This window comes from Actinomycetes bacterium, from assembly GCA_036000965.1.
GTDB lineage: Bacteria > Actinomycetota > CALGFH01 > CALGFH01 > CALGFH01 > DASYUT01.
Map to the genome: position 1 here is coordinate 1 of DASYUT010000349.1, position 17,379 is coordinate 17,379.

Annotated in this window: 20 protein-coding genes and 2 pseudogenes; 13 read left to right on the forward strand and 9 right to left on the reverse strand. The window is 72.9% G+C overall.

Annotated features, from left to right (window positions below; all coding sequences use genetic code 11):
* From VG276_31170 to VG276_31190, 5 genes are all read right to left on the reverse strand, one after another.
* Nucleotides 1-432, reverse strand: a 432-nt coding sequence (locus VG276_31170; protein HEV8653742.1) for a cytochrome c biogenesis protein CcdA, incomplete at its 3' end; no start/stop codon positions are given.
* A 193-nt stretch (nt 433-625) separates the two neighbouring features.
* Nucleotides 626-1,108: a DUF3105 domain-containing protein gene (locus VG276_31175; protein ID HEV8653743.1), complete on the reverse strand. Its 483-nt coding sequence runs from the start codon at nt 1,106-1,108 to the stop codon at nt 626-628.
* Between the two features lie 90 nt (nt 1,109-1,198).
* A complete protein-coding gene (locus VG276_31180) occupies nt 1,199-1,747 on the reverse strand; it encodes a TlpA disulfide reductase family protein (GenBank protein ID HEV8653744.1) in 549 nt (182 codons plus the stop codon).
* A gap of 6 nt (nt 1,748-1,753) precedes the next feature.
* On the reverse strand, nt 1,754-2,011 hold the full coding sequence (locus VG276_31185; GenBank protein HEV8653745.1) for a cytochrome c biogenesis protein CcdA: 258 nt from the start codon (nt 2,009-2,011) through the stop codon (nt 1,754-1,756).
* Nucleotides 2,008-2,658 carry a TlpA disulfide reductase family protein gene (locus tag VG276_31190; GenBank protein ID HEV8653746.1) on the reverse strand — a complete coding sequence of 217 codons (651 nt, stop codon included), beginning with the start codon at nt 2,656-2,658 and terminating at the stop codon, nt 2,008-2,010. Before VG276_31190 ends, VG276_31185 begins: the two co-directional genes overlap by 4 nt.
* 500 nt (nt 2,659-3,158) lie before the next feature.
* Between VG276_31190 and VG276_31195 the strand changes: the two genes are divergently transcribed.
* The 4 genes from VG276_31195 to VG276_31210 all read left to right on the forward strand — a co-directional run bounded on the left by VG276_31195 (nt 3,159) and on the right by VG276_31210 (nt 8,339).
* Nucleotides 3,159-3,566, forward strand: coding sequence for a BlaI/MecI/CopY family transcriptional regulator (locus VG276_31195; protein ID HEV8653747.1), 408 nt, complete (start codon nt 3,159-3,161; stop codon nt 3,564-3,566).
* Nucleotides 3,563-4,519, forward strand: coding sequence for a M56 family metallopeptidase (locus VG276_31200; GenBank protein HEV8653748.1), 957 nt, complete (start codon nt 3,563-3,565; stop codon nt 4,517-4,519). Before VG276_31195 ends, VG276_31200 begins: the two co-directional genes overlap by 4 nt.
* 189 nt (nt 4,520-4,708) lie before the next feature.
* Entirely contained in the window at nt 4,709-7,195 is a 2,487-nt protein-coding gene (locus tag VG276_31205; GenBank protein HEV8653749.1) for a CopD family protein, read from the forward strand.
* 130 nt (nt 7,196-7,325) lie between these two features.
* Nucleotides 7,326-8,339, forward strand: coding sequence for a hypothetical protein (locus tag VG276_31210; protein ID HEV8653750.1), 1,014 nt, complete (start codon nt 7,326-7,328; stop codon nt 8,337-8,339).
* Here the strand turns inward: VG276_31210 and VG276_31215 are convergent.
* A complete protein-coding gene (locus VG276_31215) occupies nt 8,290-8,700 on the reverse strand; it encodes a hypothetical protein (protein ID HEV8653751.1) in 411 nt (136 codons plus the stop codon). The two genes, VG276_31210 and VG276_31215, sit on opposite strands and share 50 nt — an antisense overlap.
* Before the next feature lie 601 nt (nt 8,701-9,301).
* Between VG276_31215 and VG276_31220 the strand changes: the two genes are divergently transcribed.
* The 3 genes from VG276_31220 to VG276_31230 all read left to right on the forward strand — a co-directional run bounded on the left by VG276_31220 (nt 9,302) and on the right by VG276_31230 (nt 12,557).
* The gene (locus VG276_31220; protein ID HEV8653752.1) at nt 9,302-9,637 is read left to right on the forward strand and encodes a metal-sensitive transcriptional regulator; all 336 of its coding nucleotides are present in this window, start codon (nt 9,302-9,304) and stop codon (nt 9,635-9,637) included.
* A 1-nt stretch (nt 9,638) separates the two neighbouring features.
* Nucleotides 9,639-11,879, forward strand: coding sequence for a heavy metal translocating P-type ATPase (locus tag VG276_31225; protein ID HEV8653753.1), 2,241 nt, complete (start codon nt 9,639-9,641; stop codon nt 11,877-11,879).
* A 507-nt stretch (nt 11,880-12,386) separates the two neighbouring features.
* Nucleotides 12,387-12,557: a hypothetical protein gene (locus VG276_31230; GenBank protein ID HEV8653754.1), complete on the forward strand. Its 171-nt coding sequence runs from the start codon at nt 12,387-12,389 to the stop codon at nt 12,555-12,557.
* 199 nt (nt 12,558-12,756) lie between these two features.
* Here the strand turns inward: VG276_31230 and VG276_31235 are convergent, their stop codons facing one another.
* On the reverse strand, nt 12,757-13,176 hold the full coding sequence (locus tag VG276_31235) for a MerR family DNA-binding protein (protein HEV8653755.1): 420 nt from the start codon (nt 13,174-13,176) through the stop codon (nt 12,757-12,759).
* Nucleotides 13,177-13,299: 123 nt separating this feature from the next.
* Between VG276_31235 and VG276_31240 the strand changes: the two are divergent.
* Together VG276_31240 and VG276_31245 are read left to right on the forward strand one after the other, a co-directional pair.
* Nucleotides 13,300-13,437, forward strand: a pseudogene (locus VG276_31240) (aldo/keto reductase).
* Between the two features lie 60 nt (nt 13,438-13,497).
* Nucleotides 13,498-13,995 carry a hypothetical protein gene (locus VG276_31245; GenBank protein HEV8653756.1) on the forward strand — a complete coding sequence of 166 codons (498 nt, stop codon included), beginning with the start codon at nt 13,498-13,500 and terminating at the stop codon, nt 13,993-13,995.
* Between the two features lie 89 nt (nt 13,996-14,084).
* On the opposite strand, the gene VG276_31250 is transcribed toward VG276_31245, so the two are convergent.
* Nucleotides 14,085-14,417, reverse strand: coding sequence for a hypothetical protein (locus VG276_31250; GenBank protein HEV8653757.1), 333 nt, complete (start codon nt 14,415-14,417; stop codon nt 14,085-14,087).
* Here VG276_31250 and VG276_31255 point away from each other — a divergent pair.
* The 3 genes and pseudogenes from VG276_31255 to VG276_31265 all read left to right on the forward strand — a co-directional run bounded on the left by VG276_31255 (nt 14,397) and on the right by VG276_31265 (nt 16,246).
* Nucleotides 14,397-15,032, forward strand: a pseudogene (locus tag VG276_31255) (creatininase family protein). The gene VG276_31250 and the pseudogene VG276_31255 overlap by 21 nt on opposite strands.
* A gap of 529 nt (nt 15,033-15,561) precedes the next feature.
* Nucleotides 15,562-15,807 carry a hypothetical protein gene (locus VG276_31260; protein HEV8653758.1) on the forward strand — a complete coding sequence of 82 codons (246 nt, stop codon included), beginning with the start codon at nt 15,562-15,564 and terminating at the stop codon, nt 15,805-15,807.
* Nucleotides 15,808-16,060: 253 nt separating this feature from the next.
* Nucleotides 16,061-16,246 carry a hypothetical protein gene (locus tag VG276_31265; GenBank protein ID HEV8653759.1) on the forward strand — a complete coding sequence of 62 codons (186 nt, stop codon included), beginning with the start codon at nt 16,061-16,063 and terminating at the stop codon, nt 16,244-16,246.
* A gap of 183 nt (nt 16,247-16,429) precedes the next feature.
* Here VG276_31265 and VG276_31270 read toward each other — a convergent pair whose 3' ends face one another.
* Nucleotides 16,430-16,588, reverse strand: coding sequence for a hypothetical protein (locus VG276_31270; GenBank protein ID HEV8653760.1), 159 nt, complete (start codon nt 16,586-16,588; stop codon nt 16,430-16,432).
* A 424-nt stretch (nt 16,589-17,012) separates the two neighbouring features.
* Between VG276_31270 and VG276_31275 the strand changes: the two genes are divergently transcribed.
* On the forward strand, nt 17,013-17,379 hold a 367-nt coding region (locus VG276_31275; GenBank protein ID HEV8653761.1), incomplete at its 3' end, for a hypothetical protein.

Genomic DNA, 17,379 nt, shown 5'->3' on the forward strand with positions numbered 1-17,379 from the left:
GGCGACAACCCCAGTTAGGACCGGCGCGCAGCAGGCGCTCGTCACCCCGGCGAACACCCCGAGGCCGTACACGCCCGCCGGTCCGGTCCGGCCAGTCGCCTGCCGCCCGGGCGTGGGCAGGCGCAGATCCCCGCCGGCTAGGGTGTAGGCGGCCAGGGCGAGCAGGAGCACCCCGCCGGTGGTGTAGATGGCCGTGTGGCCGGCGATGAGCGCCCGGCGCAGCGCGACCGCGCCAAGCGCCAGGGGCAGGATGACGGTGGCGCTCCCGGCGCCGAACACGAACGTCATCGCCACGAGCAGCCGCCGGTTGGCGAACGCGCTGGCGAAGTAGGCCGGCAGCATGACCGACAGGCAGCAGGGCGCGAACAGCGCGACGGCCCCGGCGACCAGGGCCGCGAGCAGCGACCCGCCGTAGAAGATGCTGCCGCTCACCGCACGGTCCCCGGCGGGCAGACTGCGGGCATGACGTCGCACCCTTGGACGCGCGATGGGTGGGGAGGATGGTTCAGCCGGTGGTCGGGCATGGGATCCCCCACCTCAGGGCCGCGCTGTCGGAACCGGTCGATGAAGGCCCGGACCCTGCCGGTGTCGGCATGGTCGAGGGTGAGCAGCTTGGTCCAGGCAGTCACCGCGACCGGCTCAGGCAATCCGGGGTAGGGCGCGACGAGGACATGGGAGGGGAACGCGCGCGCGCGAGCGTCTCGAGCGCGCGGACCTGGCCAGCGTCGAGATCGGGCCGGTACTGGACCATGACGACGCCGTGCTCGAGGTCGTGGACCTGGACCGGGTTGGGGATTGGCTGGCTGCTCACCCCACAGGGCGCAGGGTGTGGGTCGTGGGGGCCGGAGGTCGACGGAGTGGAGTTGTAGGCGGTGAACGGCTGCCCGGCCTTGAGGTGCTGGCGGCCCTGGTCGGGAAGGGTCCGGGCCCCGAGGGCGCGCAGGGCGGGGGACCGCGTCCGGTCGCGCTGCAGCAGAACCGCGACCAGCCCTACGGGGAGGACGACGACCATGGCGACGGTCAGGGTGCGGATCTGCTGGCGGCGCTTGGCGGCTACCCGCTCGGCGACCGACAGGCGCGGTGGTGGACGGGGACATCGTGCCTCCACGTAGCTTCGGGTTGGAGCGTGCTGGCATGGGCGAGGGACGGGTTGGGGTTGCGGGCGGCGGTCGCGACGCCCGTCGGCGCACGGTGTGGGTCACGGCACGGTCACCTTGAGGTAGGTGCGGATCGCGGCGCGCAGGTCCTGCGCCTCCATCGCGCCGACCCGGCGGCCGCGCAGCACCCCATCGGCCGAGATGAACAGCGTGACCGGCAGGCCTACGACGCCGAGTCTGGCCGCCGCCTGGCCGTGTGGGTCGGCGGCCAGGGGGTAGGTGACCCGGGTCTCGGCGACGAAGCGCCGCGCTGCGCCGAGCTCGTCGGTCTCGTCGAGGCCGAGGAACCCGACCTTGTCCTTGGCGTGCAGCCAGACCGTCTGGAACGCGGGCATCTCCGTGCGGCAGGGCCCGCACCAGGAGGCCCACACGTTGAGCACCAGCGGCCGGCCGCGGAGGTCGTCGGGGAGCCGGAACCCGGGCCCGCCGGCGAACCCCTCCATCTGGACCCGGACGGCGTTGGCGGCGACCCCGGGCGCCGCCGGTGGCCGCTCGGCATCCCGGCGTGGGGGTGCGCTGGTCGTCGCGCAGGCCGTGAGGAGGACCGCGAGCGCGGGCAGGAGGGTGAGTGGGCGAGGGCGGGCGGGCATGGCACCTCAGATCGGGGGCCAGCCGGCGCGGGCGAACAGCCGGATCAGTGGGGTGAACAGCTGGGTCCAGTAGCCGGCGGTAAACGTCGCGCCGAACCCGAGCGTGAACAGCCCGGCCGCGGCCATCGTCCGCCGGGCGTCGGGGTCGTCCACTCCGCCGCTGACGTAGGCGACGTAGCCGGGCAGCAGCGGCAGGCAGCAGGGCGAGGAGAAGCTCACCAGCCCGGCCAGGAACGCAGCCAGGACCACGACGGCGGCGCTCATCCGACCCACCGTCCGCCGTTGGCCAGCAGCGTGTCGAGCCGGGCCGCGAGGATCGGCACCGTCGTCTTGCCGGTGAGCTGGTAGGCGAGGACCCCGTCGCGGTCGACGATGAACGTGGTCGGCAGGCCGAACGCGCGCAGCTTGGTCGCGGTCTCGGCGCCAGGGTCGAACAGCGACGGGTAGGGGATGCGGAACTCGTCCGCGTACGCCGTGGCGTTGGCCTTCTGATCGCGGATGTTGACGCCGACGAACACCACGTGCTGGTTCCGGTAGGCGCGGGCGACCGTCGACAGTGCCGGCTGCTCAGCCCGGCAGGGCCCACACCACGACGCCCACAGGTTCACGACCAGGATGGAGCCCCGCGCCGAGGCGGACGACCACCCACGACCGTCAGCGAGCAGGCGCCCGTCAAACGCGACCGCCTGGTGGCGGACGCCACTGTCGACGGCCTCCTGGTTGGCCACGCGCAACCCGCTCGTTCCTTCCGGCTTGTTCAGGCGGTGCGCCACGGCCCGCACGCCGCCTGCCGCGGCCATGAGGAGCAGGGCGAGCAGGACGAGGCCGGGGACCGCCCGCGGCAGGCGGCGGCGGTCGTCCAGTGGCGCTGGCGCGGCGGGTGGGTCCTCGAGGACCGGCTCGTCTGACATGGTGTAGGAGTTATACTACGACGCTGCGTAAGAGGGTGCTGGACGCCGGCCGCGGCAGGTCGGCCGACCAGTCTTGACCGACACACAAGGAGGCCACATGCAGGCAGTCCTGACCCGATTCCTGCCCTACCTGCCGGTGCTGGCCTGCCCGCTGCTGATGCTGGTGTGCCTGTGGAGCATGCGCGGGATGGGCAGCCGGTCGCACCAGTTCGAACGCCAGCCAAGCCGAGCCGTCGACGACATCCGAGGCGGTCCTCGCTGCGCGCGTTGCCCAGCTCGAGCAGGAGCTCGCTACCCTCCGGGGCGACGCCGAAGGCCCCGCCCGAGCGGTGCCTGCGGCGCAGGACGCGCAGCCCGCGCGCCGGCCGGAACGGGCGAACCGACCATGACGGCCGGCCGGCCGGCCGCCTGCGTTGACCCGATGCGGCATCATGCCCAGCAGCGGCGGGATGACCGTCGGGCGGGCCAGCGCGCAGCTCGACGCACAGGCAGGAGGATCCATGGCCCTACGAGGCTTTGGGCAGCTGGAACGGGCGATCATGGAGGTGGTCTGGTCGGCCGATCGCCCGGTCACCGGCCGGGAGGTCGTCGACGACCTCGCCCACACCCGATCAGTGGCCTACACCACCGTCCTCACGGTCATGGACCGGCTGGTCCGCAAGGGCGTGCTGGCCAAGCAGCGCGCCGGTCGGGCCCACCGCTACCACGCGCGGGTGTCCCGCGACGCCTACACCGCCACGCTCATGGCCGCCGTGCTTGGCGACGCTGCCGACCCCACCGCGGCGCTGCTGCACTTCGTCGACCAGCTCCCACCCGCCGAGGCCGACGGGCTGCGGGCCGCCCTGGACGCCGGCCGCCCACCCGCGGCGCCCACCAACCCTGATCCCGATGGCGGGGCGCGGCCGTGACGCCGCTGGCCGCCGTGCTCGCCTGCGGGCTGGCGCTCGGCGTGGGCGCGCCGCTGGCGCTCGAGCGGCTTCCCCGGCTTGAGCGCTGGCCGCAGCTGGCCGCCTACCTGTGGCTCGCCGCGACCGGCGGCGCGCTCGGCGCGCTCGTGCTCGCGGGCGTGCTGCTCGTGGTGCCCACCGGCGGGCTCGCGGTCGATGTCGCCATGCTGCTGCGGACCTGCGTGATGGCGTTACGGGACGCGCTCGCCTCGCCCGGCGGAGCACCGGGCGCCCTGGCCGGGCTCGCGCTCCTCGCCCTGGTCCCCGCCGGGCTGGCGGCTGGCGCGGTTGCCGCCGGGGTGCGGGCCCGGCGCGCGACCCGGCTCCACCGTGACCTGCTCGCCCTCGCCGGCCGGCCCGCGCCGGCGCTGCCCGGCGTGACCGTGCTCGACCACGCCGCGCCGCTGGCCTACTGCCTGGCCGGCCGGTCCGGCCCGGTCGTGCTGTCGACCGCCACGCTGGCGCGCCTGGACCCCCAGCAGCTGGCCGCCGTGCTCGCCCACGAGCGCGCCCACCAGAGCGGCCGCCACCACGCGCTGGTGCTGGCGGCGGAGGTGCTGCGGACCGGGTTTTGCTGGCTGCCGGCGGCCCGGGCCGGCCGGGCCGCGGTCGGCCGGCTGGTCGAGCTGGCCGCCGACGACGCGGCTGCCCGCGCTCGGGGCCGGGCGCAGGTCGCTGACGCGCTCGCGCGGCTCGGCGCCGTCCCCACCCCCGCGCCCGGGGTCGGCTTGGGCGTCGGCGGGGTGAGTGTTGGCGAGCGCGTCGGCCGGTTGGCCACGCCCGCCGCGCCGGGTGGCACGGGCGCGCTGCTGACCGGCGTGCTGGTGGTCGCCGTCCCGCTCGCGGCCGAGGTCCTGGCGCTGGCCGGGCCGCTGGTGCGCGTGGCCGGCGTGCCGGTCTGCCCGCTTGGCTGAACCGGTCGAGGTGCCGGGCTGACGCTGCCTGCCGACCGCCCCACACTCTCCTACACTCCGTAAGAGAAACTCGTGGGCAGCCGCGCAACCAGCAGCCGCGTCGTGCCGGTTGCCCCGAGGAGGGAACTGGTGAGCACGGTGTGGGGTTGGCGTGCTGGAGGGTGAGCATCGGCGCACAGGAGCGCGACCGTGAACCGGACCGGCCGACGTGGGCGCGGTGTGCTGCTGCTGGTCCTGGCGGGGTGGCTCGCCGGCGGGTGGCTGCTCGCCGCGGCGCCGCCGGCGGCCGCGCACGCGCTGGTCGTGGCGACCAGCCCGGACGCCGGCACGCGCTTGGCCCACGCGCCCGCGGAGCTGCGGGTGGTGTTCTCCGAAGCGGTCCGGCCCCTCGGCTCCGGCCTGGCCCTGCGCGGGCCGCGCGGCCCGGTGCGCGTGGGCGCGGTGCGCCAGCCCGCCGGGCGCCCGGCCGTGCTCGCCGCGACCGTGCCGGGTCTGGCCGACGGCGCCTACACCGCCACCTGGCGGGTCATCTCGGCCGACGACGGCCACGTCGAGGCCGGCGCGTTCACCTTCGGGGTCGGCGCGAGCGCGACCCTCACCCCCGCAGCCCCCACCGCCCGCCAGCTCCCCCCACCCGGGCAGGTCACCGCCAGGTGGGTCCTGACCGCCGGGGTGCTGCTGCTGGCTGGCACCGTCACCACCGCGCTGCTGGTGTGGCGCCGCGCCGGCCCGATCACCCCGGGCGAGCCCCCCTACGCGACCCTCGCCCTCCTCGCCGGGCTGCTCGCGGTCGCCGGCGTCGTGCTCGAGCTGGCCGTCGACGCGGGCACGGCCACCGGCAGCGGCCTGCCCGGCGGGCTCGCCCCCGGCGCGGTCCGCGCATTCTTGGCCGCCGCGCCCGGCACCGCCCGCCGCGCCGGGGGCGAACTCGCCGTCGTCGCGGCCACCGTCATACTCGTTCGGCGCCGGGCGGCCCGCGGCCGCCGCCCGGGTCTCGACGCCCTCGCCCTGTCGGTCGGGGCGGTCGTCGTCCTGGTGCTCGGCGCCCACGCCACCGGCCTCGACCCGCGCTGGCTGTTCGTCGGCGTGGAGACCCTGCATCTGCTCGCGGTCGCCACCTGGGCAGGTGGGCTGGTCGCGCTCGCCGTCACCGCCCGGCGCGCCGGCATGGCCGCGGTCCGGCGGTTCTCCACCCTCGCCCTGCCGGCGGTGCTGGTGATCGCGGGCACCGGGGCCTGGCAGGCGCTCGCCCAGATCCCAGGCCGCGCCGCCCTGACCGGCACCGACTACGGCCGCGTCCTGCTCGCCAAGACGATCGTGTTCGCCGCGGTCCTGGTCCTGGCCGCCGTGGCCCGGTGGCGGCTGCTGCCCCGCGCCGGCCAGGACCGCCCGCCCCCGCCCCTGCGCCGCCTGGTGGCCGTCGAGGCCGCCGGGACGGTCGGGGTCGTCCTGGTCGCGGCGCTGCTGGCCAACACCATCCCCGCGTCGGAGGTGGTCGCCGCGCGCACGGCCAGCCAGCTCCCAGGCGGCCCCCAGCAGCGCACCCTCACGGCCGGGCCGCTCCGGCTGACGCTGGCCCTGGAACCGGGCACGGTCGGCCTCAACACCATCTCGGTGCTGGTCACCGACCCGGCCGGGCGGCCCGTCGACGGGCTCGGCCGCCTCGGCCTGACGGTTGCCGACGACACCGGCCGTGTCGACCCGGTGCCGCTGGCCGCGTCCCGGGTCGCGCCGGCCACCTACCGGGCCGCCAGCACCGCGTTCACCGTGGCCGGGACCTGGCAGGTGACGGTGCGCGTGCCAGGCGCCGACCCGAACCTGGCCGCCCGCTTCGGGATCGCCCCCGGCCAGGCCACCACCGGCCAGCCCCCACCCGACCCGGCCGACGCCACCGTCCTGGGTGGCCGGGCGGGCCGCGCGCTGGTCGGGCTCACCGCCTTCCCGGCCGACCCCGGGCTGGTCGTGCGCGTCCGCGGCGGGCTTGGCATCCCACCCCCAGCCACCCCGCGGCCGCTGCGCCTCGTCGGCCCCGACGGCCGCCCGCGCACCCCACCGACCCAGCACTGCGGCGACGGCTGCCTCGAAGCGTTCCTCGCCACCCCGCGCCCGGGCCGCTGGACCGTGCTGGCCACCCTCCCCGGCGGCACCACCCGGTTCGCGCTCCCCATCCCCCTGCCCAGCCCGGCGGCCGCCCGCCTCCACCGGGCTGACCGCACCCTCGCGGCCGCCCGCGCCTACCGCATCCACGAGGTCCTCGACGGCGGGTACGGGACGGTCTTCCGCACCGACTACACCCTCAAGGCCCCCAACCTGGCCCGCTGGCACCTGGACACCGGGACCACCACCACCGACACCATCTGGATCGGCGAGGACCACTACACCCGCCAGGGCACCAGCCCGTGGAAACACGAACACACCCCCGAGCTCACCATCGCCTTCCCGGCCCCCAACTGGAGCGGCCGCGAGGGCAACGTCACCGACCTCGGCCCCAGCCGCTGGCACGGCACGCCCGTCGACGTGCTCGCCTTCATCGACCTCGGCAACGGTGCCTACCACCGCCTCTGGGTCGACCACGACAACCGGATCCTCCACGAACGCATGGACGCGCCCGGGCACTTCATGGACCGCGACTACACCAGCTACGGCCAGCCAGTCAGCATCCACCCACCCCCATGAGCCCGCCCCGGCCGCCCACCCCTCGACCGAGTGGCGCACGGCCCGTGGCGGCAAGCACCACCCGCATGGACGGGTCGGGCAGCGCCCGACCGGCGCAGACGCCACGCCCAGCACGAGCGAAAGGACCACCATGGCCACCAATCCCCAACCCCCACCACCGCCCAGCCCCCGCCGCCCGATCATCTCCAAAGACCCGCTCTCCCGACGAGCGCTGCTGCGCTCCGCGAGCGCGAGCCTCGGGGCCATGGGGCTGTCGGCGCTGCTCGCCGCCTGCGGCAGGCACGGGCACAGCCCCACGCCAGGGCCAGCGCCCTCGGGCGCGGGGTCGCTGGCCGCGCTCGCCCAGGACGCCGTGCAGCTGTCCTTCCTCGGCGCGCAAAGCCAACTCCCGGTCGGCGGGAACCTGGTCACCTTCGGGCTCAGCACCCCCGACAACCGCCTGCTCACCGGCGGCAGCCCGCAGCTCTGGGTCGCCAGGGACCAGACCAGCAAGCCGCTCGGGCCGATCGCCACCCGCTGGCAGGAGCTCACCGCGTACGCGGCGACCAAGGACACCTCGCCCCGGTCGGACCTGACCGGCTTCTACGCCGCCGAGGTCGACTTCCCCGCCGCGGGCAACTGGCTGCTGGCGGCCGTGACCCAGGCCAACGGTCGGCGCGCGGCCGGATCGGGCGCCGTCCCCATCGTCGCAGGGCCGGTCGTCGCCCAGGTGGGCAGCAAGGCGCTGGCGGTTCCCACGCCGGTCGCGACCAGCCCCGCTGCCCTGGGCCGCGTGTGCACCCGCACCCCGCCCTGCCCGATGCACGCCATCTCCCTGGACGCCGCGCTCCGCGGCGGCCGGCCCACGGTCGTGGTCTTCGCGACCCCCCTGCTGTGCCAGAGCCGCATGTGCGGCCCGGTCGTCGACGAGGCGCTGGTCGCCGCCAAGACCACCGCAACCGGGAAGGCGAACTTCGTCCACGTCGAGATCTACCCCCAGCGGGACGCGACCAAGCCCGCCCCCGCCTTCCACCGGTGGGGATTCCAGACCGAACCCTGGACGATCGTGATCGACCGCCGTGGCAGCGTCTGGGCCCGGTTCGAAGGGCCGGTCGTCACCGCCGAAATCGAGGTGGCCCTTCGCCCGCTCCAGGCATCGCCATGATCGCCGCCGCGCGGCCGTGAATGCGGCCGTGAATAGAGACAGCCCAGGTCGCCCAACAGAGGACGACATGCGCATCCTCAAGGCGGGCGCTGACCTCGATGCGGTCGCCGACGTCGGTGTGCGCGACGGCGTTCTCGAGCAGCGCGTCCAGGGCCAGGCGGTCGTGGTCGCCCAGCACGGTCGTCTCTGCCACGGCCCCCTGCCACCGGCGAGGGGTGTGGCTCCATCGGCCGAGGGTGTCGACCACCAAGGGTTCGACCGCGACCGGCGCCAGGTGCAGGAAGTCCGGGCTCCCTGCCGAGGCGAGCAGCAGCACCCTGGCGGCCAGTCGGCGCAGCCGCAGCAGCTCGTCCTGGACCACCCGGGCGTCCTCGGCGACCACCGGGGTTGAGCCCGACGAACACTACCCAGGCGATGTCCGCCCAGGACGAGCGACACCACCGCAGGGCTCGATCACGCCACATCGAGGTGGTCCCCCTCGGGCACGCACGGCGGTGAGCGAGTGGGCTTCGAGCGCCCGGTGCAGCCATCGGGCGCAGCGGTCCACGCCTACAGAGGGTGCTGCGTCGACACCGTCCCTCCCAACCGAGCGCGGCGGCGCTGGCGCCCCCGCTCGCGGCACCGGCCTGGACCCCGCGCCGGTACTGCCGTCCGTCGCCTCGCTCGCGCCGGCCTCATCCTGCCTCCGACTGCGAGTAGGAGGCAATACCGAATCCAGGAGGAAGCCGGGGTCGGGATGGGTGTCGGATCCCGGCTCCGCTGCTGCCATCACCTGCACTGATCGATCGAGCCTGCGGTGCGGCGACCGCCAGTTCGGCTTGTCCGATGGCTGGCTGTTCCCTCTTCATCGGGGCCACGCAGGACCAGGGGCGCCGCTCGCAGCGTCCGACATTGTGTCGGAGACCGGTCGGGGGCACAATTGGCAAGACCCCACCCCGGGTGGGGTGGGAGGGAGGCGCGATATGCTGCCAGAGAACCAGCGGGAAGCGCTGAACCGGCTCAAGACCGTCCGGGGTCATCTGGACGGGGTCATCCGGATGGTCGAGGACGACACCTACTGCGTGGACCTGATGAAGCAGGTCTCGGCGTTGCAGGCGTCGCTGGAGCGGGTCAACCGCCTGATCTTGAAGAACCACCTGGCGACCTGCTTCTCGGAGGCGGTCATGGCTGGCCGGGCCCAGGGAGCGATCGAGGAGCTGGTCGACGCGGTCAAGTTCACCCCAGCCCTGACCGGGCCGGACGCGCAGCTCAGCGGCCAAGCGACCGAACCCCTGGCTGGTGCCACGGCGGGGCGCTGACATGGGCATCGCCGAGCAGGCCCAGCCGCTGGTCCGCGGCGAGTTCGTGGTCGAGGGGATGACCTGCGCGACCTGCGCCGGCCGCGTGGAGCAGGTGCTTGGCCGCCTGCCAGGGGTCCTCGAGGTGCGAGTGAACTTCGCCGCGAACCGGGCGAGCGTCAGCTACCAGCCCGACGCGGTGGCCGCTGAGCGGCTTGCGGAGGCGGTGGAGCTGGCCGGCTACCGGATCGCCCCGGCCAGCATTCCTACTGCGGGGCAGGCGCGGGGCCACGGGGATGGGGAGCCGGACCCCAACGAGCGTGAGCGGCGCGCCTGGCTGCGCCGCGTCTGGCTCGCCTGGCCGCTGGGGATCGCGGTGATGGCGCTCGGCCTTGCCGCCCCGCACCGGGGGTGGGCGCGCTGGGCGGCGTTCGCGTTCACGGTCCCGGTGCAGTTCGTCGCCGGCTGGCCGTTCCTGCAGGGCGCGGCGGGGCGGGCACGGCATCGCACGGCGAACATGGACACGCTGATCGCGATCGGCACGCTCACCGCCTTCGTGTTTTCGGTCTGGCGGCTGGTAGTGGGTGGGGACCTGTACTTCGACACCGCCGCGCTGATCATCGCGTTCATCGCGCTCGGCCGGTACTTCGAGGCGCGGGCCAAAGGGCAGGCGTCGGCGGCGATTGGCAAGCTGCTTGAGCTCGGCGCCAAGCAGGCCCGGCTCCTCGCCGACGGCGTCGACGGCCAGGAGCGCATGGTCGCTGTCGAGCAGGTCCGGGTCGCTGACCTGGTGCGGGTCCGGCCGGGTGAGAAGGTGCCGGTGGACGGCGAGGTCGTCGCCGGGCAGGCCGCCGTGGACGAGTCGATGCTGACCGGCGAGTCGGTCCCGGTCGACAAGCTCGCCGGTGATCGGGTGGCCGCCGCCACGATCAACACCAACGGGCTGCTGACCGTGCGGGCGACCGCGGTCGGGCAGGACACGGCGCTGGCGCAGATCGTGCGGCTGGTCGCCCGGGCGCAGGCCAGCAAGGCGCCGGTGCAGCGCCTGGCCGACCGGGTCTCGGCGGTGTTCGTGCCGGTCGTGCTCGCCGTCGCCGTGGCGGCGCTGGCGGGCTGGTGGCTGCTGGCCGCCAACCCGACCGGCGGGCTGCTCGCGGCCGTGGCGGTGCTGATCATCGCCTGCCCGTGCGCGCTCGGCCTGGCCACCCCGACGGCGATCATGGTCGGCACCGGCCGGGGCGCCGAGCTTGGCGTGCTGATCAAGGGCGGCGAGGTGCTGGAGGGCTCCCGGCGGATCGACGTGGTGGTGTTCGACAAGACAGGGACGCTCACCCGGGGCGAGATGGCCCTGACCGACCTCCGGCCCCTGGCAGGCGAGGACGCCAGCGGGGTGCTGGCGCGCGCCGCCGCGGTCGAGCTGGCCTCCGAGCACCCGGTTGGGAACGCGATCGTTGACGGTGCACGCCGCCGGGGCGTCGCGGTCCCGCCGGCCGAGGGGTTCGTCGCCGTGGCCGGGCATGGGGTCCGTGGGGTGGCGGCGGGCACGCCGGTGGCGGTGGGCCGGCGCAAGCTCATGGCCGAGGCGGGCTGCCAGCTCACCGGCGAGGCCGAGCGGGCCGCGGTGGAGCTGGAGGCGGCCGGGCGGACGGCGGTGCTGGTCGGCTGGGATGGGCAGGTCCGCGGGGTGCTCGGCGTGGCCGACACCCTCAAGCCCAACGCCGCCGCGGTGGTGCGCCGACTCCATCAGCTCGGCCTGGAGACCGCGATGGTCAGCGGCGACAACGCCGCCACCGCGCATGCGATCGCCGCGCAGGCCGGCATCGCCCCGGACCGGGTGCTCGCCGAGGTGCTCCCGCAGGAGAAGGTCGAGGAGATCCGGCGGCTGCAGCGCGAGGGCAGGGTCGTCGCCATGGTCGGTGACGGCATCAACGACGCGCCCGCGCTGGTCCAGGCCGACCTTGGCATCGCGATCGGCACGGGCACCGACGTGGCCATCGAGTCCTCCGACGTGACCCTGCTCTCGGGGGACCTGGCGGGAGTCGTGACCGCGCTGGCGCTGTCGCGGCGGACGCTGCGCACGATCTACCAGAACCTGGGCTGGGCGTTCGGCTACAACACCGCGGCGATCCCGCTGGCCGCGCTGGGCCTGCTGAACCCGGTCATCGCCGGGCTCGCCATGGCGTGCTCGTCGGTGAGCGTGGTCACAAACTCCCTACGGCTGCGCCGCTTCAAGGACGTCGAGTTCAAGGGGGAGGGAACATGATCGTCGAGCGCGTGCTTGCGGTGCAGGGGATGACCTGCGAGGGCTGCGAGCGCGCGATCCGCGGCGCGCTTGGCCGCCTCGACGGCATCGTGGAGGCCAGCCCGGATCATCGCACCGGCCGGGTCAGCGTGCGCTACGACGCCGAGCGCGTCTCCGGCGAGGCCATCAAGCAGCGTATCCGCCTTGCGGCTACGACACCGAGTAGCACCGCAGGCCTGGTCCATGCTCGGAGGAGCGAGGTGATGCTGGCTGCATTCCAGGAGATCCTGAAGACCCTGCGGGCGCTCGTGCGTGGCGTCGACGACGCCCGGCTGCGCCGCCGGCCCGCGCCCGGCGAGTGGGCCATCATCGAGGTCGTCGGCCACCTGGCCGACACCGAGGAACGGGCGCTGGCTCGGGTCCGCCGCATGCTCGCTGAGGACACCCCTACCTGGAGCCGTTCGACAGGAGGCGCTGGCCGAGGAGCGCCACTACCTTCAGCTGGGCCTCCAGGGCGAGCTGGAACGCTTGGAGCGGCTTCGCCGGCAGCACCTCGCCGAGCTGGAAGCGCTCGACGGGTCGGGCTGGGCGCGCACCGGCCGGCACGGCCAACACGGCGAGCTGTCGGTTGAGCTGTACGAGACCCACGTCGCCGCCGAAGAGGCCGATCACCTCGCCCAGATCGCCAGGCTCCTGTAGGTCGCCGAGGAAGACCCCAGGCCATGGGGGCCGCCAACGGGCGTGGGTGCCGACCGCCGCGTCGCACCTGCTCGTCACCCGGCCTGTTACCAGGCGCGGGTGACAAGCGGGGTGCTGCCGTTCAGCACTTCCGTGCCCCGCAGGTCGGGCAGGGGCACTCGTCGCAGGGGCAGCCGCACTCCGGGCATGCCATCCAAGCTCACCTCCTTCCTTGCTGGGTGAATTCCTGCTCGCACCACCACCGGCCGACGGCGGTGTCCTGGCAGGCCTCGCCGGGGTAGCCCTCCACCATGCGGGCCAGCTCGGCCCGGACCGCCTGCAGCTCGGCGACCTGGGCGCCGATCTCGGCCATGCGCTTGCGCAGCAGCGCCTCGGTGTGGCCGCAGGGGCACAGGCCCTGGTCGCAGATGGCCAGCAGCTCCCCGATCTCGCGCAGGCGCAGGCCAACCCGCTGCGCGCCCTTGATGAACCGCAGCCGCTCGACGGCGTCGGCGCCGTACTGGCGGTAGCCGGCCGCTGTGCGGGCCGGCGCCGGCAGCAGCCCGAGGCGCTCGTAGTAGCGCACCGCGTCGGCGCTCAGGCCCACCTCGGCGCCCAGGTGGGAGACGGTCAGGCGCATGCCTCCTACGGTAGACCTTGGACTGCGCTCCAAGGTCAAGTGGTGCCTGTTCGGCTCCTCCTGCGGAGTCCCCTTGCCCGAGGACTCTTGGCTGGCACGCGGACCCGGGACGGCGAGCGGCACACCACCCCGATCATCGGCGCGACCAAGCCCACCCACCTTGACGATGCCGTCGCCGCGGTCGACGTGACGCTGGCTGATGAGGAGATCGCTCGGCTTGAGGAGCCCTACCACCCGCACCCTGTCCGCGGCCACGAGTAGGCACACGACGAGTCGTGCAGCACGACTACCTCCTATCGCACGTAGCTGAAGGGATGGGTAATGGCGGAGGAGCCCGAGCCGAAGGAGCCAGCCGGTGCGGTGGTCGTGGCCATGGAGATCATCAAGGGCATGAGCGGGCAAGACGCTCTTCCTCAGGACGAGCTTTACGCGCTCATCCAGCAGGCCGACATCACCCCCGAGGACCTCTATCAGGGCTTCGCCACGCTGCTACACGGGTTCGTGAGCCTCGTGGAGACCCCCATGGGTCTGATGGAGAACCCGATGGACGTTGTCGCGCCGGTCATCCGACGACTGCGCAACAGTGGGCTTGTCACCGAAGATCACCTGCCCACAATGGGTGGCGCCCTGACCGCTGCCGCGCTCGGCCAGTCCCCATCGAGCTGGCGTCGACGCCTTGGCACAGTCGACGGCTCGGAGGCGATCGCGTGGGCCTACACGGCCTGGGCGCTTGCCGACCTGATCGACTTCCTGGCTGGGAAGGGCACCATCGCTCAGCTTACCGACAGCACCTTCAAGAGCCTCGAGGAACGCGGTTAGACCGCTGTGGCCAGCGACGGGTTCGCAAAAGCACCTTCATGCCGCCGCGTGACTACGGGTCCATGCTCAAAGCGCCTGGTCCGGTGGCTTCAGGGCCTGTTCGAGGAGTTGGGCGGCTCGCCGGTCGGCGGCGGCCTGGAAGTGGGTGTACACCTTGAGGGTGGTCGCGCTACCGCCGGCGTGCCCGATCCGGCCCGAGACCGGGCGAGCCGCCCGAACCGGTGCGTCACCGAGTCCGGGTTCATCGGTTGGCGGCCGGCCGGGTCGAAGGAGAACACATAGGCGTCTAACGCCAGCGATGCTCCGCACGCCTGCGCCCGTTCGGAGCAGCGGCGCCGACGATGCTCCTCGAGCAGGCTCATGCTGCCGTCCGACAATGCGATCCGGCGGGCCGCGTGCGTCTTGGTGTCCTTGAGCAGCACGGCGACTTCCTCCCGCTCACCACGGATACCATTGTGGCGTGCGCCATCGCCCAGCGGATCAGCGCCGAGTACGCGCTGCTCCTGCTCCCGCCGGTGACGGTGTCCTGCTCCCACGAGCACACCGGCTTCGCTGGGACCGTGAGCATCAGCGCCCGCACGTTGATCACGGTCGTGACCGATGTTGCCGAGTCGCTCCGGGCGGCCGGGGTCGACCGGCTCGCCGTCGTGAACGGCCACGGCGGCAACTACATGCTGTCCAACATCGTCCAGGAAGCCAACCTCGCCGGCCCTCGGATGACGCTGTTTTCCACCCGGCAGGACTGGGAGGCCGCCCGCGCAGCAGCCGGGCTGCACTCAGCCGCCAGCGATGACATGCATGCCGGGGAGGCCGAGGTGTCGATGCTCCTGCACGCCTATCCGAAGGCTGTGCGGGACGGCTACCGACACGGCGACTGGGTGGCGAACCAGAGGCCGCACCTGCTCGTGACCGGCATGCGTGGCTACACCGAGTCAGGGGTGATCGGCCGGCCGTCGCTCGGCACCGCCGAGAAGGGTCGGGCGATCCTGGACAGCCTCACGCGGTCCTTCAAGGCTCATCTCGAACGGCTGTCCTAACCTCCGGCGTGGAGGGCCGGTTCTCGAACGAGTGCGGCCGGGATCGAGTCCAAGCCAGTAGCAGGCCACGAGCCACATCGAGCGGCACTGGATGAGCCCGGCACGCTGGTGTGGAGAGGTAGCCTGCCGGTGTCCCGCTTCGTTGTGTCCGTGCTGGTGAGGTAGCTGTGAGAAGCTTCTCTTCCCCCTCAAGGCCGGCCCTGCGGGCGGCCTGCGGCCGCCCTCCGGCCCGGCGACGACACGACGGTCACCGGGGAACGGCCTCACCCTCACGCCAGGGCAACCGCGCTAACGGGACGCCGTGCCCGGCACCCGCGTGAAGCTGGCGCGCTTCCGTCCATCGTTGAACGGAATCCGGCCAGTACATCCTGAAAAGGGGCTATCCGGCCACAGAAGCACAGCGGGCGCGCTAGCGTGGCCTTGCGATGCTTCCGCAGCTCACGCTCCAGCAGCAGACCGAACGTTGCCACGGTGGCCGCTATCTCGCCTGGTCGCGCATGTCGACGGCTTCGCGCCGCGATGCGGCTGCATGCGCACCACAGCCGACTGCACCTGCCAGGCGACCACCGATCCGGCCAAGGGCTGCTTCGGCGTCGACTTCGAGAAGCTGGCGAGCCGCAGGGCCAGGACCTTGAGTCGGGAGTCAGCCATGATCCTGGCGAAGCTGGTGGTCGGACCATTGGACGGCGAGACGATCGGACAAGGGGCTGCCGCCCACCAGAACCTTGCAGTTCTCGTCGGATGCATCGCTGCTGATCAAGTTCTCAGGCATTAGCCCACGGAGGTGGTGGGGTCACCCACCGTTACGTCGCAGAGTTACGAGAACCATTGCGGTACAAGAAGGACTCGTCCGGTGGCCGGGGCACCCGAAAGCGCTTGTCGGACTGCCCGGCTCCGTTGACTGACGTGTGACCCGTTAAGGCAACGGACGCTGCGACCGCCGCCGCGACACCTGCCGCGTGGTGTCAGCGAGCAACGGCGCCGGATGCGCTGGCCGCATCAGCTCAGGGTTGCGCTGGAGCTTTCTTGTGCACGGCCACGAGCGACTCGTCATCGAATGGCTCTGCCAGCTGCGGCAGGTGCAGGGTCCCTATCCCGTGGTGGACGTGGGCGCCTCGGTGGTGCTGGTCGGCGCCTCGGTCGTGGAGGTCGGCGCCTCGGTCGTGGAGGTCGGCGACGTGGTGGTGGTCGCCGGGCAGGTCCAGACGACGTAGGCCGTGATGTTCTTCGACAGTGTGATCTCTCCCTGGAGGGTGTCGAACTGAGCGGACACGACCTCGGCGTTGGGAGCAGACTTCACCGTCACGAAGTCGATGGGGTCCTCGGCGGAGACGGTGATCGTCTGACCCAGCTGCCCTACCTCCAAGGGGCCCGGCACCGGCGACTCGCACGAGACGTTAGGGGTTGTCGACTATCTGGACAGTCGTCATCGGACCGATCTGGTCGGCATGCGCAAGTCCCACAAAGCCAAGCGTGGCCAGCCCGACCAGGAGCAAGACGCCGAGCAGGAACGCCCTTTGCTCAAACCTGTTGACAGGGTTCACCTTCTTGCGCATCCAAACCCCATTTCACGCGTGGTAAAGGGCCGGGCCAGCGTATCCGGCCCCGTTTCGGGCGTAGCCTCTACCAGACCACCATCGGCAAGCAAATCGCAGGGGCACGTCCGTTCCGTGACAAGCAGGGCCGCTGCCCCGCAGCTCAGCGAGCTGCCCAGCCTCGGCGCTGTCGTGGTTGGGACGCCGGCCGAGGCCTGATCCGGTCGGACGGCTAAGAAATCCGCAGAACTCAGTAGGTTCTCGTCGGATCAGGGCGGCTCGACCACCCCGCCCCTGGTAAAGGTTGATCAGAAAAGTTCAGCCGCCCGGTTACGCGCTGCCAATTAGACCGTGTGGACGCCTTCGTCGTTCTTGCAACTGCCGTCATCGCTCGCATAACTTCCGCGGTCGACGCGAACGTCCAGTTCAGCGAGGAGCTCGTCTGGTGTCCAAGCACCGCAGTGGCGCCCTTGCCGTCGCGCTCGCCACCGGCCTGGCGATCGTGCTGGCCGTGGCGAGCCCCGGCCCGGTCCCGCCAGCGGTGGCCGGCGCCTCCAAGCCGCCTCCGCCGCCCGGGTCCGGGATGCCGAGGGGGCCGAAGTCGCTGTTCAACTTCAACCAGTGGGGGCCGTCGCCGGGCGACAACGTGGTGCTCAAATGGGATGAGCAGACCCTGGCCGAGGTGCGGGCGACCAAGCCGCCCCCGACAGTCGTGGCGCGTGCCCTGGCGGAGGTCCACACCGCCATGTTCGACGCCTGGGCCGCCTACGACAACATCGCCGTCGGCACCATATACGGTGGGACCTTGCGGC

Coding starts and splice junctions, on each gene's coding strand:
- VG276_31180 (HEV8653744.1), bottom strand. CDS start 1,747: ATGCCCGCCCGCCCTCGCCCACTCACCCTCCTGCCCGCGCTCGCGGTC.
- VG276_31185 (HEV8653745.1), bottom strand. CDS start 2,011: ATGAGCGCCGCCGTCGTGGTCCTGGCTGCGTTCCTGGCCGGGCTGGTG.
- VG276_31190 (HEV8653746.1), bottom strand. CDS start 2,658: ATGTCAGACGAGCCGGTCCTCGAGGACCCACCCGCCGCGCCAGCGCCA.
- VG276_31195 (HEV8653747.1), top strand. CDS start 3,159: ATGGCCCTACGAGGCTTTGGGCAGCTGGAACGGGCGATCATGGAGGTG.
- VG276_31210 (HEV8653750.1), top strand. CDS start 7,326: ATGGCCACCAATCCCCAACCCCCACCACCGCCCAGCCCCCGCCGCCCG.
- VG276_31220 (HEV8653752.1), top strand. CDS start 9,302: ATGCTGCCAGAGAACCAGCGGGAAGCGCTGAACCGGCTCAAGACCGTC.
- VG276_31225 (HEV8653753.1), top strand. CDS start 9,639: ATGGGCATCGCCGAGCAGGCCCAGCCGCTGGTCCGCGGCGAGTTCGTG.
- VG276_31235 (HEV8653755.1), bottom strand. CDS start 13,176: ATGCGCCTGACCGTCTCCCACCTGGGCGCCGAGGTGGGCCTGAGCGCC.
- VG276_31245 (HEV8653756.1), top strand. CDS start 13,498: ATGGCGGAGGAGCCCGAGCCGAAGGAGCCAGCCGGTGCGGTGGTCGTG.
- VG276_31260 (HEV8653758.1), top strand. CDS start 15,562: ATGCGCACCACAGCCGACTGCACCTGCCAGGCGACCACCGATCCGGCC.
- VG276_31270 (HEV8653760.1), bottom strand. CDS start 16,588: ATGCGCAAGAAGGTGAACCCTGTCAACAGGTTTGAGCAAAGGGCGTTC.